Consider the following 16453-nt stretch of genomic DNA (forward strand, 5'->3'; position numbering starts at 1 on the left):
TCGTAGTTGTTTATGGTTTAGAAATAAACTAAGAATAGAATACGCACTATAAATGCTATACGTTGACTGCCTCGAACCAATCTGCGAACTTGATCGAACCCACACGTGCGTCGCCCGCAGGGAGCAGTACCACATCGGAGAGAAGAGCGCCATAATACCGTGCCTGGCTGTCTGTCACCACCGAGCGGGTGTCGCCTTTCAGGTTCAGGAACTTCTGTACCAGCTCGGCGAGCCTGAAACGTTCCGGTCCGGCGATTTCAATTACCCCGTTGTGCGGCGTATGGAGGGCAACTTCCGTCATAGCCGAGGCTACATCATCCGATGAAATAGGTTGCACATAAGCTGCCGACAGCCGCACGATCTGGCCCTGCGTGGCAGCTTGCGCAATACCGCCCAAAAACTCGAAAAACTGCGTGGAATGCACAATAGTATAAGGCATACCCGACTCCCGGATCAGCTTTTCCTGCGCGATCTTGCCCCGGAAATAGCCGCTGTCCGAAAGCAACTGCGTGCCCACCACCGACAATGCGATGTGATGTTTCACGCCGGCTTCCTTTTCGGCCGCCAGCAGGTTGCGGCCCGAAGTGGTGAAAAAATCGAGCACAGCCTGGTCTTCGAAAGAAGGCGAATTGGCCACGTCGATCACAATGTCCGCGCCTTTCAGGGCTTCCGCCAATCCTTCGCCGGTGATGGTATTGATACCCGTTGCGGGTGAGCCTGCAATGACCTCGTGGCCCAGGTTGATAAGGTTATTGACGACTTTGGAACCGATCAGGCCGCTTCCGCCGATTACAACGATTTTCATGAGTGTTAAAGATTTTGGTTTGAAAACACTTTATAAAGATCAATCGTCGTGCCAAGGTATTAATATACTAATAATCAGTTGTTTGTGTGTTTTCTTATATTAAAAATCACGCGATATTTCGCCTAATGACACACGTCGGCTTTAAATATCGCGTGATTCGTTCCGGGCAAAATCACTCTGCCAGGTACTGGCGTTTGGTGATGCCGAGCTTCTTGATTTTCGAATGCAGGGTAGTGGCAGGCATACCCAGGTACTCGGCGGCGCCGCCGCGGCCTGCGAGCTTCCCGCGGCATCGCTTGATGGTCTCGATAATGTGCATGCGCTCCACGTCTTCCAGCGTGCCCAGCATGGCCACTGGCTGCACTTCGGCACCTGTGTTTTTGTTGGGCAAATAAACCTCCCGGATCATGGGCTCAGTCGATAACAGGACACACCGTTCCATCAGGTGTTCGAGCTCGCGTACGTTGCCCGGCCAGGGGTAGCTGGTGAGCTCTTGGAGTACTTTGGGCGAAATTTTCCTGACCTTTCGGCCGGTAGCCTTGCTGTAACGGTCCACAAACAAATGCGCGAGGGGTATAATGTCGTCACGGCGGTCGCGGAGGGGCGGGAGGTGGATCGGGAATACGTTGAGGCGGTAATAGAGATCGGAGCGGAACCGGCCGGCTTTTACTTCCTCTCCCAGGTTGCGGTTGGTGGCGGTAATGATGCGGACATTCACTTTGATCGTCGTTTTTCCGCCGATCCTTTCCAGTTCCTTTTCCTGCAAGACGCGCAGCAGCTTCACCTGTGCTTCGAGGGGCATTTCACCGATCTCATCAAGGAAAAGCGTGCTGTTATCCGCCAGCTCAAACTTCCCGATGCGGCGTTCCACTGCGCCGGTAAATGCCCCTTTTTCGTGGCCAAACAATTCACTTTCAATGAGGTTGGCCGGTAATGCGGCGCAATTGACCTTGATCATCAGCTTGTCCTTTCGGGGAGAAGCGCTGTGAATGGCCCGGGCGATCAGCTCCTTGCCCGTGCCGGTTTCGCCGGTAATAAGCACAGTCGAGTTCGATTCTGAAACCAGGCTGATCAGGTCGTACACCTGCTGCATTTCCGGCCCGCTTCCTACGATTTCGTTGAAATTATAGGTCCGTTTGATCTGTTCCTTCAACTGGCTGTTCTCCATTTCGAGCATTCTTTTGTAAGCCAGTATCTTTTCGTTGGCCTGTATGTTGGCGATGGCCGTGGAGATTTGCGAGCAAATGCCTTGAAGCAGCTCGCTTTTCAGGTTGTCGGTCAGCAGCCAGATTGTGCCGAGGTCGGCCTGGGCGCTGCGCAGCGGTGCCGCGAACATATATTTCAGCCCGGTTTTCGCCCAGAGCTGCACAAAAGGGTTGTCGGGGCACGCTTGCAGTTCTTCCGCTACTTTCAGGATCAGACGATCTTCCGCAGCGAGCACCCGGGCGGCAGTCGGCTCGTGTATGGTATTGGAAGCCGCCACGAGCGCGTCGAATTCTTCGGACGCGTTTTCAAAAAGCGTCCTGTCGTACATAAACGGCTTCAAAGTGACATTATCATCCTCGATCAGGTTGATCATCGCCAGCTTGACATTCAGCACGCGGTTAAGCACTTTGAAAACCGCATTCTTCAAATCTTCTTTGGTACGTACACGCGCCACTTCATTGCTGAACCCCAGCAGAAAGGTCTTCTCGCGTTCCCGATCGATGATTTCCTCTGCGGCCAACACATTGGACATGGCGACGGAAATTTGGGAGCCGATGGCCTGTAACAGCGAAAGATTGGCCTGCTCGATGCCCAGCCACAGCACACCCAGCGTCACATCGCCGTTCCGCAGGGCAATACCCACCATCGTTTTCAATCCCATATCCTGCCACAGGACCAGGTACCGGCTTGTAATGCCCCGCCTGATTTCGGCGTCTATGTTGACTTGTAATGGGATACTGCTGTCGAGCACGCGGTCCTGCAAGCCGTCATAGATAGGGAACTGGCTTTGTGTCAGTTCAATCATTTCAGCTTCGGACACATTGGTAACTCCCAGGTCATGGACATAGGTCGTCATGGTTTCCTGGTCGGCGTTGATCCGCCGGATGCCGAACCCGCGCATGAGGTTGAACCGGATGAGTGTAGTCCGCACGGTACCGGCAAGCTCCTCGCGCGTACGCACGGCAGCCAGGCCAATGCTGCATTCAAGCAGGATTTCATTGATCCATTCCTTTTCCCGGATCTCGTCGTTCTTGATAATATTGGTAACCGCGCTGGAAATTTGCGGTGCAATGCCTTCAATAATGCTGATGAACTCTTCCGTTATACTGCCGGGCCGATCGGTGTACATGTGCAGGAAACCTATTGTTTCATTCTTGCTTTTCAAAGGCGTCATCAGGATTTCCCGGATGCCTCCTTCATAGTTAACCCGCAAAAAAGAAGGGCTGCCAGGCAGGTCCATGATATCTTCCATCCAATACAATACAGGCTTGCCGGCATCGAGTACGCCCTCGATGAATGCGCCGCGAAGCGGAAAATCCGAATCAACCAACCTGGCGTACGAGGGGTGGGTCTGGATCGGCGACGAGACCGGATCGAGCAAAAAGGGACGATACGAGGTTCGTTCCGGGTCGATCAGGGTCACAATCGTATGTTTGAAATAGAAAAGGTTTTTAATGCGGGAAGAAAACAGGATAATCAGGTCGGTCTTGTCGCGGATCTGCGTGATGTCGTCGCTAAGGTCGAGCAATATTTTCCGCTGCTTTTCCAGGAACTCCTTGGTTTTGAGGTCCGTTTTCGGCGCGGCTGGCAGGTCGTTCCCGTTTTGCGTAGTTGTTTTCATGATTAATGATAGTTGCCGGCCTGTCGGTTTCCGGCAGAAAGTGCTATGCCGTTGACGGTAGCATTTATACTAATTTAATAAAAGTCGGAATGCAAAAAGGCTACCCGGGCAGGGCAGCCACGAACGCGCGGTGAGCGGCCGCTTTCAAAGTTCGTTAGCCCAATTGGACAGAAAGCGTTGAACTTCCGCCTTGGCAGGGACATTACTTCCCTCGGGAACCGAGCCGGAAGTGGCAATGCCCAGCACAAGGCAATGCGCTATCTCCATATTGTTTTTCAGGCCTAATGCATATCCCTCGATGAAGTTGGCACGCTCCTGCTCATTGTGTACGTATGCGGGCACAGGAGGGCGGGTGAGTTCGAAATGCGAATCCTGCGTGATTATTAGTGCATTGTCTTCCGAATAGACGATAAGGCGCCGGATGTCCAGGGTCTGGAAAATAGCGCGGTAACGTCCTCTGGCATCGGGGTCGTGCGTATCAAACTCCGACTTGCCGCCGAACAGGATCGACCAAAGGCCCGAGGCTTCCCGCTCATCCAGTGCGAGCGTCACATTGCCGCTCCGTGTGAAACTGCCCATTACATCCAGAATTTCATCGACGTCGAAAAAATGACTGTTGGCAGGGTTGCCGAGATAGAAAATGAATTCCCAGTCATTACGCGCCAGGGGGCGGATCACGTCGGCGAGCAGGCCATACCAGAGATCGGCGGCCTGATGAACGTCCGTCCAGTCGGAAAAAGGAATGACGCGGCTATTGGAAAACAGCACTTTGAGTTCCTCTATGCCGATTTTTGAAACGACATCGCGCCATCTGGCAGCCTGACCCGTGCCGCCTGCATGGCTGGCTACTGCTACGGTCGGCCTGGCCCGGATTCCCATCGATCGCAACAGGGGAGCGTTTTCTTCGGCAGCAGGTGCGAAGTCGGTTTCCCCGAGCAGCCCCACTGCCTGCAAGACCGCATGCAGCATCGTACGCGTAGCATTGTACGGTAAAGGTTGACGGTTCATCATATTGAGTTCTGGATAGGATGCTCTTATGGGGACAATACCCATGCCAAAAGTTAAGATGATGATTATCAGTGCGGATTTTGAAATGGTTATAAAAAAAGGCACGGTATTTCGTCAAATACCTATCGGGTTACGAAATACCGTAAATTTTGTAGCAATGAAAGACCGACGGGGTTGGCTCTTAATGTGCCGCCTCCGAGCAGTAGTGCGCGGTGTCGCGCAGCGTGTCGAAGTCTTCGTCAATCGAAACAAAATGGGCGCACTTGCGTCCGGTCAGAATAAGTACATTCAGAAAGTTCGTTTCTGACCCGACGTGGCTGCTGTGGCAAAGTATCAGTACGTCTCCTTCTTGAAGTCCGTCCAGCAGTTCCGTCAGGCGGGAACTACCGCCAGCTTCCGATTCTCTTACTATTTTGTGGCACCCGGCCGTTTGAAGTTTTTCTAAAAAAATGTCCTCTGCCCCGAATGGCAAGTAGCCTATAAACATTCCGCAACGTAATGATGAGCGCTAAAAGTAGGGCAGGGCGGGCCGAAGGCCCACTAAAATGGATTAGAAAAAAATTAAAACCTTTGATTCTGTCAAAATATTTATAATATTTCTGAGAACGTTCATGCGTTTCGAACAACCCCTCTAACAGCATCCATCATATGAATTTGAATGAAATACGGGCCGAACTGGTCACGAAAACCGAGCGTAAAATCCAGGAAATGAAGGCCAGAAGTATTATCCTGCCCGAACGGAGGGCGGATATGTGCGAACTTTGCGATCAGCTTTCGCAGGAAATTTACGATTTCGCAGTAAAGACCACCATTCAGATCGCCGATCGGCACCATCTCCACGGCCGGGCGGCCAATTTGCTCGACGAGCTGCATGAAGACATTTACGCCCTCACCAACGGGGCACTGGACATCGTGCTAGCCGCGTCGGCCACACGGGGACCCGGCGCCGGAAACTCCCCAAGCCTGCAACCGGCAGACAGAAAGCGCCGGACAGCCCCTGCCGCCCCCAAATTCTTCCAGGTACTTTACAGCTGGTTCAAAGGCTTGCGCGGATACAAACAACCCGCGGCTACCTGCTACTAATTTCGGGGCCATTTGGCTAATGTGCCGCCTGATCCAGTATCGAGCGGACAATCTTGTTGTCCGGATCTTTCCGAATGGCTTGCTGCGCATATAAAATCGCGAGATCGGTTTTACCCTGTTGCTTATACGCTTCGGCAATGAACTGGCAGGCGATGGCGTAATCCTTATTCTGCAAGTCCAGGAGAAGACCAAGCGTAAATACCCTGATGGCGTCGTCGATCCGGTTGCGCCGCATAAGGAACTTGCCGGTATTGACAAGGTCGCCGATTTCGAACGATAGGTCGTAGAAGTCTTTCTTCTGCTCCCTGGCGGTCCGGTAAAACGCTACGCCGGCGTCGAAATCGGCGAGCATTTCCTCGCGTAATTCGAGGTATAGCGAACGTTTGGGAACGGTGTAAGCCGCATTGTCGAGGATGGAAAGGATAGCGGAAGCTAGCTGGCGGACTTTGAAATTCTGGTTATTCGTCATCAGTATCACGAACCGGTCTTTTTTCAGATCGTGTGTAATAAGTGCTTCGTAGTTGTAATTAGAGCCGTGATGCTGATGCCAGACCAATTCGCCCTGCTCGAACTTCGCTTCGCCCAGGCTGCTTTCGCCTTCTCCGAAATGCTGCGAAAGTTGCTGAACGGAGGCTTTGCCGACGAGTTTGTAACTGTCAACAGCCGACATGAAGCGATAAAGGTCTTCCACCGTCAGCCGGGGCCAGCCGGTGGTGGTTTCGCGGGGCTTTTCGTTGACAAATTTGTTATTGAAAGCCACCGCCATGGTGGTATCGTTGATAGGCAGGTCCATCGCGGTATGCTTCATTTCGAGCGGTTTCAGGATGTTTTTCTCCACAAAAGCATGGTACTTCAAACCGGAGACTTTTTCTATGATCCGTTGTTGCAGGTACACGTTGGCATAGCTGTATATGTACGACTTCCCGGGGGCATTCGCGAGGTGTTTTAGGGCCAAAAGGTCATTCAGGACGTCCTGGTCGGTATTTGCCGGGTTACCGGGTAGTCCGCTGGTGTAATTGAGCAGGTGGGCGATCTGAATGCTGTCGGCCCAGGCGGGCAGTTCGGGAAGGTACTTACGTATGTGGTCGGTTACCGACAGCTTTCCCTTTTCCGCGAGGAGCATGATCGATATGCCGTTGAATTCTTTGGCGACGGAGCCGATGTCGAACCGCTTTTGCTGGGTTAGTGGATATTGCCTGCTGCCGTCGGCGAACCCTACGGCCGCTTTGTAAATGGTTTGCCCTTTGTTGACGACTATAACATTTCCATTAAAAACACCGATCCGATGGGCTGCCTGCATCAGGGAGTCGATGCGCCGGGAGAGTGGGTCGGTTTGGGCATAGAGCGGGCTGGTTAGTAGGTTAGAGAAAAAGATGATCCTGAGGAGATTGTTTTTCATACAAATATGGCTGATTAGATAAATGCGGTCATTCAAGGATTATGCCAAATTGTAACCTGTTGACCCAGAGTGTATTTTTAAACTAATGCGATGTTCGGAAGCGAACGGGCCTGTCCGTTTTCAACTCAGACCGGCCGTGCAGCCACGGACGTGTGCGTCCGATTTCGGACAAGTTGTTTTTATTAAATTGCTTATTTTCAATAGATTATTTCCATGGCATACATTTGTTGGTGTCCAGCCGAACCGACATTCTATCTCCTTGCCTCACCACGGCCCAAATGCAAACACCATGTTCAAAAACTATCTTAAAATAGCGTTCCGGAATCTGACCAAGTACAAAGCTTTCAGTTTCATCAACATTTCCGGTGTATCACTCGGGCTGACCTGCTTTCTGCTCCTTGCCTTGTATGTAAAGGATGAGCTGGCTTACGACCGTTTCCACGAGCATGCCGACCGCATTTACAGGCTCAACCGCACGTTCCTGGCCAACGATGGCACCGAATCGCTTCGTCTCGGACACGCGGCACCGCCGTTCGGTCCGCTGGTGAAGCAGGATTTCCCGCAGGTAGAACAGGTGGTGCGTTTACTAGAAACCGGGGCTTTGGTGAAGTACGGCGAAAACCGGTTTTCGGAGGAACAGATGTTTGCCGCCGAAGCGAATATCTTTAAGGTCTTTACCTTCAAAATAGACCGCGGAAACCCCGATAAGGCACTCGAAAACCCTTTTTCGATCATGTTTTCAAAACCTATGGCGGAGAAATATTTCGGAAAGGAGGACCCGGTTGGTAAAGTGGTGCGGCTGGACAACCAGTTTGACTACACGGTTACGGGTGTTTTCGAGCCGCTTCCTTCTCAGTCGCATTTCCATCCCAATTTTCTGGTATCTTTCTCGACCCTCAACGACAACCGTATTTACGGTGCCGAAGGGCTTCGCACCAACTGGGGCAACAATTCATTCTCGACTTTCCTGCTTTTACCGAAGCATTACGACGCGCAAAAACTGGCAGCTTCTTTCCCCGCATTTCAGAACAAGCACGTCGGTCCCAACACATCAAAATATTCGGTGCTGACGCTTACGAAGCTCACGGACATTCACCTGCGCTCTCATTTAGATTCTGAGATAGAGGGCAACGGAGACATTCAATATGTGTACCTTTTTTCGGCGATCGCGATCTTCATTTTGATGATAGCTTGCATTAACTATATGAACCTGGCAACGGCGAAATCTGCTACACGTGCGAAGGAGGTCGGAATGCGGAAGGTCATTGGGGCCGTACGTAGTCAGCTGATCAACCAGTTTCTGAGCGAATCGGTGGTGCTGGTAGTGATTTCCGTCGTACTTGCATTTGTAGCCGTGGTCCTTTGTCTTCCGCTGTTCAATAATTTTACGCAAAAACAGCTCTCTGTTTCCGCATTGCTGGACCCTTCTTTCCTGGGCATCCTGCTGGGCATTACCGTCTTCACAGGGCTGGTAGCGGGCAGTTATCCGGCATTTTTCATGACGGGCTTTCAGCCTATCGCAGTTTTGAAAGGTAAAATAGCCACCGCCCTGAAAAACGGAAAATTGCGTCAGACGCTCGTAGTAACACAATTTGCGATCGCCGTGACGCTGATCATCAGTACGACGGTCGTTTATAACCAGATGCGTTACATTCAGAATTACAAGCTGGGTTATGCCAAAGATCAGGTGATCACTTTCGGTATGCCCGATGATTCGACGACCGACGTCGAGGCGATCCGACAGCGTTTCAAGGAACATGCGGGCGTTAGGGAAATGGGCCGCTCATCGCGCATTCCGTCTGGCCGTTTGCTCGACTCCTGGGAAGCCTATGTGATGAAAGGCGATTCGATGGCGCCCACGGAAATCAGTATCAAGTCTCTTTCCGTAGATGAGGACTTCATTCCCGCTTACCAGATCCGCATGGCGGCGGGCCGTAATTTCTCCCGCCAGCATCCGACAGATCGTACCAATGGCTTCATATTGAATGCGACAGCTGCTCGTTTGCTGGGTTGGAAAAACCCGGAAGAGGCCATCGGCAACCGTTTTGGTTATGGCGAAGTGAGGGGGCAGATCATTGGCGTAACTACCGACTACCATTTCGAATCGCTGCATCAGAAAGTGGCACCGATTGTGATGTTTTACCAGCCTGGCCGCCTCGGGCGCGTGTCGGTGCAGGTAGCGGGCGGCAATATTCAAAGTGCGATCGCACACATCGGGTCTGTGTGGAAGGAACGTTTCCCCGACGTGCCATTCCAATACGAATTCCTCGACCAGCGCTTCGGCAAGCTTTACGCACGCGAGCAGACCCAGCAGTTGCTGTTTGGCATATTTGCGGGCATTGCCATTCTCATTTCGTGCATGGGGCTCCTCGGGCTCTCGATGTTCATGGCCGAGCTGCGGACGAAGGAAATCGGCGTCAGAAAAGTACTCGGCGCTTCGGTACCGAGCATTGTGGGGCTGCTTTCGAAAGATTTTCTCAAACCTGTCCTCATTGCCATTCTCATAGCATCGCCCATTGCCTGGTACGGCATGAAAAACTGGTTGCAGGATTTTGCCTACCACACCGATATCAGATGGTGGGTCTTTCTGCTGGCCGGGGCCCTGTCGATCGCCATCGCATTGTTCACCGTCAGCTTCCAGAGCATCCGCGCTGCCCTGATGAACCCGGTCAGGAGTTTGAGGAGTGAGTAGCGACTGCTCAAAACCGCTAAAAATTCAAGTCTATTCTATGGATTTAGTATATTAGCAATCTTTGGTTTAAACCGCGGTAGCCTTTTGAGGATGCCGCGGGGTACGGGAATGCAGTAGGACATCACATGGACGGGACCAGACTAGCAAGGTTATTAGCGGGTATTGTATTGGTATTGAGCTTGCTGCCGGTATTTGCGCAACGCCGGGCAGGTGCAGCACAGTCGCCCCCGAACATCATCATTATCCTTACCGACGACATGGGATACGGCGATGTCGGTGCTTATGGCGGACGTTTTGTTCCTACACCCAATATCGACCGGCTCGCAGCCAGCGGTCTCAAACTAACGCAATATTATAGTGGCGCCCCCATTTGCTCGCCGTCACGGGCCAGCATTCTCACCGGTATGCAACCTGGAAAATGGAACTTTACCACCTTTTTGGATTCAAAAAAGCACAACAAAGACGCTGAGCAGATCGACTACCTGAATACGGAAGCACCTTCGATTGCCCGCTTTTTCAAGCATTCGGGGTATGCAACCGGGCATTTCGGCAAGTGGCACATGGGCGGTGGGAGAGATGTTACCGACGCCCCCGGTTTTGTGCAATATGGCTTCGATGAGCACGCCAGCACCTACGAAAGCCCGGAGCCGGATCCCGCAATTACGGCTACAAACTGGATATGGTCTGAAAAAGACAGCATTAAAAGGTGGGACAGAAGCCGGTATTTCGTGGACCGGACGCTCGATTTCATGAAGCGGCACAGAGGGCAGCCGTGTTTCGTGAACCTCTGGCCCGACGACGTGCACACGCCGTGGGTGCCTGAACCGGAAACCGAGTACGACGGTAAATCTCCGGTGAAGCCCCAGGAAGAAGCGGCATTTAAGGGGGTTCTCAAAGAATACGATGTGCAGATCGGCCGCCTGCTCGACGGCCTCCATGAACTCGGGCTGGCCGAAAATACCATCATTATCTTCACCAGCGACAACGGCGCACTCCCTACTTTCGGCGGAAAGCGCAGCGGTGGCCTTCGGGGATCTAAGCTTTCGCTGTACGAAGGCGGCATTCGGATGCCCTTCATGATCTGCTGGCCAGGGCGTATTCCGGCCAATCGAACCGACGACCGTTCGGAACTGCACGCGACCGATCTTTTGCCTACATTATCGAAACTTGCGGGTGTGAAAATACCCGAAAGCTACCACGGCGATGGAGTTGACCGGTCGGGGATGTTGCTGGGGAAGCCTTCGTTGAGAAAAAAGGAAATGTTTTGGGAATACGGGCGAAACGACGTTGCTTACAACTATCCGAAAAACAACGACCGCAGCCCTCGCCTCGCTGTGCGGTCGGGCGAATGGAAGCTGTTGATGGACGCAGACGGCACCAGGTTGGAGCTTTACAATATCGTAAAGGACTCCGCCGAAACGACCAATCTTGAAGCTACCGAGGAAAAACTTACGAAGGAACTGAGCGCCAAGCTGGTTGACTGGTGGAAATCGCTTCCAAAGTTGGGTGATAATTAATTAAGCCAGGCTATTCAACCCGTGCTGAAATTTCGGCTATCTTGCCGCAGTCACCTCAAAGCAGTCGTCATTGGCACATCGTCGGGTTTGGAAACCTTCCTCGCGCCGTTTCCGCATATTCTGGTTGCTGTTGCTCCTCCCGAATGCCCTCACAGTACTCGGGCAGGGCGATTCCATACGTTCCAATTTGGAATACACTATTACCAAACGGCTGCTTTCCGTGGAAAACGGGTTCGCGTCGCACGAGGTGTTTTGCGGGGTGCAGGATTCTTCCGGCTTTCTGTGGTTCGGTACGCGTAACGGACTCAACCGCTTCGACGGAAGTAATTGTCTGCTTTTTACCCGCCAGCGAAACAAATTGCAAGAAAACAAGGTAGTGCAGCTGGCGGTCGACGACGCCAACCGCCTTTTCCTTCAATATGGCAGCGCCGGTTTTCAGCTTACAACCATCGGGAAGGTCGATGTGATGGATGCCAACACGCAGGAGGTAAAAACGCTGACAGCGGCTTTCCCCAACCTGCCTTTCAGGGAACGGGATGTTTACTGGATCGCCAACGACGGCACCGGCGAGATCAGCTTCCTGACCGCCTCGCCCTTCCGGTATTGGCGGTATTCTTCTAAAAAAGGTTTCAGGCTGATGCTGGAAATGAAAGGGTGGGTTAGGCAGGATTCGCTCTTAGATTACCGCACCACAGGGCCCGTGAATACGTTTATTCAGGGGACGGCGCATTTGAAACTGACCAACCAGCAGGTACAGTATGTAGTGAAAGGCAAAAAGGTGACGCCGTTCCGCCAGCATCAGGTGCTACGGTCGTTGCCGATCGGTTTGACGGAGCAGCATGAGCTGCTGATTACTTACAATACCGCAACGGACATTGACAAATTCGCCGTGGACAAACTGGACAGCAATGGCCAGCTTGCACCGGTTCAAAACCTTGATCCATACCACCTTAACGAGGTAAAGGGCCGGTACTGGTTCCAGGTGTGGCCGGCTACCGACGGGCAGGCAGCAGCTTTTTATATTGCCACCGACGCGCTGTACCTCTGGAATAAGCATGCTTTTCTGAAGGTGACTCGTAAATCGGAATTGAAAGGCTTTGAAAACCTGTTCATATACCGGCTTTTTCCCGACAGGCTGGGAAACCTCTGGCTCTGTACTTCATCGGGTGTAATGCAGCTGACTATTAAAAAGAACCGTTTCAAACCCTATTTCTCGACCAGCCAGCAGGCATTGGAGCCGAACGGACAGGCCCGCGGCATTTTCGCTGACGCGCGCGGCAACGTGATCGCGAATGTATGGGGGCACACATTTATCCAACAAGGCGTTCGCATTCAGGGGTTTAGCCATCACTTCATCAATTACGGGCTTGCCTGGCATGGCGGTGCATTGTATACCGGGGGCTTTGCGTTGTCGCGGTACAACGAAGCACAGAAAAGATTTATCGGCTTTCCGATGGCGCCCCCGTCGGAGATCTGGTCAATTTATTCGTTGAACGACAGTCTCTTGTTACTTGGTGGTATCAACGGGTTTTCGGTGTTCAACACCACTGCCAACCGCTTTGATCCGCTGCCGTCATCTGGTGGACCGGAAGCCAGGTTTGTCTACCGTTTTTTGAAGGATAAAAACGGGGTAATATGGGCAGTGGCCGAAAACGGGTTGTTCCGGCTCAATGCGATTTCGGGGCAAAAGCAGCTGCTGCAAATGGCCCGGCTGAAATCGCCCTTTCTGAATGGGCTAAGCCTGCTGGATGCCTGGCAGGATCCCGACGGTGTGTGGTGGCTCGCTACGAACGGGGAAGGACTTTACCGCTGGAACCCGAAGACAAACCTGTCGCGGCAGTTCAATATTACGGCGGGCTTCCCCTCCGATGTCCTATACCGCATCGAGCCGGACGCATCCGATAACCTCTGGATCAGCTCCGACTATGGCCTGATCCGCTTCAACCGCAGGAATTTTTCGATTAATACCTACACCACCACCGACGGTATTTCCCACAACGAGTTCAACCGTACGTCGTCCTTTAAAGCCAGCGACGGCAAGTTGTATTTTGGAGGCCTGAATGGCGTGACCGGCTTCGATCCCCGTGATTTCGAGACAGACACTTCGCAGTTGCAGGTGCCATTGCGGGTGATCGCATTCAACCAGTTTGTCGGCTCGGCCAATGAGCTGGTAAACAAAACGGGCGAGCTGCTGCGTAATCTCCCGATCGTGCTCGAACCGGACGACAAGTTCTTTACGCTGGATTTTCAGTTACTGGATTTTGCCAAAGACGAGGGGCATCGCACCGCCAGCCACCGGTACGCCTATCTGATCGAGGGGCTGGATAAAAACTGGGTGTTCATCAATGAAAATTCAGTTCGGATAAGCGGTTTGCCTTACGGTGATTTTGTGCTGAGGATCAGAGCGCAGAATAGGGAAGGCGCCTGGAACAAGGAGGAGCTGGCCATTCCGTTGAAAGTTTTAAAACCCGTTTACCTGGAATGGTACTTTATTATGGCAATGGTACTGTTGACCGGAACGATGATTTACCTGTTTATCAGGTTCCGGACCAAACAACTCGCACGCGAAAAAAGCAGGCTGGAAGAGACTGTTAATGAGCGGACAATGCAGTTGAAACAGTCGCTTTCCGAGCAGACGGCCCTGCTGCTGGAAAAAGATGTGTTGATGAAGGAAATCCACCACCGCGTCAAAAATAACCTGCAGGTGATTTCAGGCCTGCTCGAATTGCAGGGCAAAAGCCTGACTGACGAGGCTGCCCGGGAGGCATTGGAGGAAGGACGAAACCGTGTACGGAGCATTGCATTGATCCATCAGAACCTCTATCAGTTCGAAAACCTCAGCAGCATTGACTTAAAACGTTTCATCGGGGATTTGTGCCGCCAGGTCCAAAGTGTATTTCAAAAAGAAAAGAAGGTTTCGTTGGCTGTCGATGTTCCTGAGCTCCACCTCGATATAGACTCTGCGGTTCCTTTGGGATTAATTTTGAACGAATTGTTGTCAAATTCGTTTAAATATGCGTTTGAATATGTGACCGATGGTAAAATATTGGTAACGGTCCGCATTGTTTCGGAAGGGCGGTTCCAGCTGATCTATTCCGACAACGGGCCTGGCCTGCCGGCAAACTTCGACCTGAAACGGGCGACAACACTCGGTTTGCAGCTGATCTATGACCTGAGTCGGCAAATTGGCGGACGTGTGCATTATGAAACCCGGAGCGGCGGGGTGTTTACCATCAATTTCACCAATCGCGATGTGCGTAAAAATCAGGACTAAACCCTAATGGCAGAATTAAAAATAGGTATTGTTGAAGATGAACTGGTGATAGCGCGCACGATACTGAGCACGCTGGAAGAGCTGGGTTACTCGCATTGCGGCCCGGCGATCAACTACACCGAGGCCCTCGAAATGCTCGAAACCGACAAACCGGACCTGTTGCTGCTGGACATACAGCTTGCTGGCCGGAAAGATGGCTTTGACGTGGCCGAACGGCTCAATGAGACCTATAAACTGCCTTTCATTTTCCTTACGGCCAACAGTGACATCGAAACCATCGACCGCGCCAAGAAAGTTAAGCCGCACGCGTACATTGTAAAACCGTTTACGAAGGAAGAGCTCTACGCGGCGATCGAGATCGCTTTTCATAATTTTACGGGTGCCCAAACAAGCGGCAAGGCTAAAACACCGGCCGCATTCACGACCAAAAACTTCCTGTTCGTAAAGGACGGCTACGTGTTCCGGAAGGTATTTTTTGATGAACTACTTTACCTGGAAAGCGAAGCTAACTACGTCCTGCTGCACCTGGTGTCCCGGAAAAAGATCATGGTACGCTCCACGATTAACGACTTCACCGACCAGCTTGAACCGGGCCGGTTTGTCCGCATCCATCGCCGCTTCGCCGTGAACAATCATTTTATCGAAGACATCTTTCCCAACGAACTTACCATCCGCGGCGAAAAACTGCCGATCGGCAAGTCGTATAGGGCGGAATTACTTCGGGGGTTGGGGATTTTTTGACCGCCGACGGCTGACCTTCTTCCCGAACCTCCCCGCATTCGTCCCACCGCACAAGCGTTCGTCCCTTTTTTTTGCCCTTGCTCTTGCCGGCGCCCATTTTTGGCATCGCTGTGGGTTTGCTCGATCTGGATAAAATTATCATTAAACGGAACTTCTTCGGGATACGCTGTACGATTTGCGGCGGGAACCTGGTTGTTTACCCGAAAATGAGCTTCGCCGGCCGCCTGGCGAAGATTGCGTCGCTGGGCAAGCTCCAACCCGAATGCTACGAATGCGAAGCCTGCAAAAAACGCTACACGCTTTTCTGACGGCCCGACCGTACCTCTAAATAATCATCATCCATCCATTAACCTTTTAAATTTTTATATACCATGAGTTTGAGAATAAACGACATTGCTCCCGATTTCCAGGCCGACACCACCCAGGGTACTATCCGGTTCCACGAATGGATCGGCGAAGGCTGGGCCATTCTTTTTTCACACCCCAAAGACTTCACGCCCGTATGTACGACCGAGCTGGGGTACATGGCTAAGCTTGCACCCGAGTTCGCGCAGCGCAACTGCAAGGTTATCGGCCTGAGTGTCGACCCGGTGGATAGTCACTTAAAATGGGAGAAGGACATCGAAGAAACACAAGGCCACGCGGTGAATTACCCGATGATCGGCGACCCTGACCTTGCAATCGCAAAACTGTATGACATGCTCCCGGCCGATGAACCCGGTACTTTCGAAGGCCGCACCGCCGCTACCAACCAAACCGTTCGCTCGGTATTCGTCGTTGGCCCGGACAAGAAGATCAAGCTGAACCTGACGTACCCGATGACCACCGGCCGCAATTTTCATGAAATCCTGCGCGTCCTCGACTCCATGCAGCTCACTGCCCAACACAAAGTTGCCACACCCGCGAACTGGCAGGACGGCGACGAGGTAATCATCGTCCCGGCCGTATCCGATGCCGAAGCAAAAGAAAAGTACCCACAAGGCTGGAAGACGGTGAAGCCGTATTTGAGGTATGTGGCACAGCCGGAGAGGGAGTAGTGACGACTGACGGCCGGCCGCGAATCGCCGACCACTTGACTTATTTCGGCAGATGCTTTTCAACTGACTC

At 52.3% G+C, this 16453-nt stretch carries 12 protein-coding genes; 7 read left to right on the plus strand and 5 right to left on the minus strand.

The window, feature by feature from the left end; all coding sequences use genetic code 11:
• Positions 1-55: 55 nt before the first annotated feature.
• The 4 genes from ACTJJJ_RS02215 to ACTJJJ_RS02230 form a co-directional block, all read right to left on the minus strand.
• Positions 56-805 carry an SDR family oxidoreductase gene (locus ACTJJJ_RS02215; protein ID WP_440701337.1) on the minus strand — a complete coding sequence of 250 codons (750 nt, stop codon included), beginning with the start codon at positions 803-805 and terminating at the stop codon, positions 56-58.
• Positions 806-977: 172 nt separating this feature from the next.
• On the minus strand, positions 978-3632 hold the full coding sequence (locus ACTJJJ_RS02220) for a sigma-54-dependent Fis family transcriptional regulator (RefSeq protein ID WP_440701338.1): 2655 nt from the start codon (positions 3630-3632) through the stop codon (positions 978-980).
• Positions 3633-3776: 144 nt separating this feature from the next.
• Positions 3777-4643 carry a hypothetical protein gene (locus ACTJJJ_RS02225; protein ID WP_440701339.1) on the minus strand — a complete coding sequence of 289 codons (867 nt, stop codon included), beginning with the start codon at positions 4641-4643 and terminating at the stop codon, positions 3777-3779.
• Between the two features lie 178 nt (positions 4644-4821).
• Positions 4822-5127 carry a hypothetical protein gene (locus ACTJJJ_RS02230; RefSeq protein ID WP_188931133.1) on the minus strand — a complete coding sequence of 102 codons (306 nt, stop codon included), beginning with the start codon at positions 5125-5127 and terminating at the stop codon, positions 4822-4824.
• A 161-nt stretch (positions 5128-5288) separates the two neighbouring features.
• Between ACTJJJ_RS02230 and ACTJJJ_RS02235 the strand changes: the two genes are divergently transcribed.
• Positions 5289-5723 (plus strand): hypothetical protein, encoded by a 435-nt coding sequence (locus ACTJJJ_RS02235; RefSeq protein ID WP_440701340.1) that lies wholly within the window; start codon positions 5289-5291, stop codon positions 5721-5723.
• Positions 5724-5739: 16 nt separating this feature from the next.
• On the opposite strand, the gene ACTJJJ_RS02240 is transcribed toward ACTJJJ_RS02235, so the two are convergent.
• A complete protein-coding gene (locus tag ACTJJJ_RS02240) occupies positions 5740-7122 on the minus strand; it encodes a serine hydrolase (protein WP_440701341.1) in 1383 nt (460 codons plus the stop codon).
• 289 nt (positions 7123-7411) lie between these two features.
• Here ACTJJJ_RS02240 and ACTJJJ_RS02245 point away from each other — a divergent pair, with 289 nt between their 5' ends.
• From ACTJJJ_RS02245 to ACTJJJ_RS02270, 6 genes are all read left to right on the plus strand, one after another.
• Positions 7412-9814, plus strand: a complete 2403-nt coding sequence (locus ACTJJJ_RS02245) for an ABC transporter permease (RefSeq protein WP_440701342.1) — start codon at positions 7412-7414, stop codon at positions 9812-9814.
• Between the two features lie 125 nt (positions 9815-9939).
• On the plus strand, positions 9940-11331 hold the full coding sequence (locus ACTJJJ_RS02250) for a sulfatase-like hydrolase/transferase (protein WP_440701343.1): 1392 nt from the start codon (positions 9940-9942) through the stop codon (positions 11329-11331).
• 70 nt (positions 11332-11401) lie between these two features.
• Positions 11402-14605, plus strand: a complete 3204-nt coding sequence (locus ACTJJJ_RS02255) for a histidine kinase dimerization/phosphoacceptor domain -containing protein (RefSeq protein ID WP_440701344.1) — start codon at positions 11402-11404, stop codon at positions 14603-14605.
• A gap of 6 nt (positions 14606-14611) precedes the next feature.
• Positions 14612-15346, plus strand: coding sequence for a LytR/AlgR family response regulator transcription factor (locus ACTJJJ_RS02260; RefSeq protein ID WP_440701345.1), 735 nt, complete (start codon positions 14612-14614; stop codon positions 15344-15346).
• Positions 15347-15417: 71 nt separating this feature from the next.
• Positions 15418-15654, plus strand: a complete 237-nt coding sequence (locus tag ACTJJJ_RS02265) for a hypothetical protein (protein WP_440701346.1) — start codon at positions 15418-15420, stop codon at positions 15652-15654.
• 63 nt (positions 15655-15717) lie between these two features.
• A complete protein-coding gene (locus tag ACTJJJ_RS02270; RefSeq protein ID WP_440701347.1) occupies positions 15718-16383 on the plus strand; it encodes a peroxiredoxin in 666 nt (221 codons plus the stop codon).
• The last annotated feature ends 70 nt before the right edge of the window (positions 16384-16453 follow it).

Source organism: Dyadobacter sp. 22481, assembly GCF_052044875.1.
In the GTDB taxonomy this organism is placed as follows: domain Bacteria; phylum Bacteroidota; class Bacteroidia; order Cytophagales; family Spirosomataceae; genus Dyadobacter; species Dyadobacter endophyticus.

Coding starts and splice junctions, on each gene's coding strand:
- ACTJJJ_RS02250 (WP_440701343.1), top strand. CDS start 9,940: ATGGACGGGACCAGACTAGCAAGGTTATTAGCGGGTATTGTATTGGTA.
- ACTJJJ_RS02245 (WP_440701342.1), top strand. CDS start 7,412: ATGTTCAAAAACTATCTTAAAATAGCGTTCCGGAATCTGACCAAGTAC.
- ACTJJJ_RS02235 (WP_440701340.1), top strand. CDS start 5,289: ATGAATTTGAATGAAATACGGGCCGAACTGGTCACGAAAACCGAGCGT.
- ACTJJJ_RS02260 (WP_440701345.1), top strand. CDS start 14,612: ATGGCAGAATTAAAAATAGGTATTGTTGAAGATGAACTGGTGATAGCG.
- ACTJJJ_RS02270 (WP_440701347.1), top strand. CDS start 15,718: ATGAGTTTGAGAATAAACGACATTGCTCCCGATTTCCAGGCCGACACC.
- ACTJJJ_RS02240 (WP_440701341.1), bottom strand. CDS start 7,122: ATGAAAAACAATCTCCTCAGGATCATCTTTTTCTCTAACCTACTAACC.
- ACTJJJ_RS02225 (WP_440701339.1), bottom strand. CDS start 4,643: ATGATGAACCGTCAACCTTTACCGTACAATGCTACGCGTACGATGCTG.
- ACTJJJ_RS02230 (WP_188931133.1), bottom strand. CDS start 5,127: ATGTTTATAGGCTACTTGCCATTCGGGGCAGAGGACATTTTTTTAGAA.
- ACTJJJ_RS02215 (WP_440701337.1), bottom strand. CDS start 805: ATGAAAATCGTTGTAATCGGCGGAAGCGGCCTGATCGGTTCCAAAGTC.
- ACTJJJ_RS02220 (WP_440701338.1), bottom strand. CDS start 3,632: ATGAAAACAACTACGCAAAACGGGAACGACCTGCCAGCCGCGCCGAAA.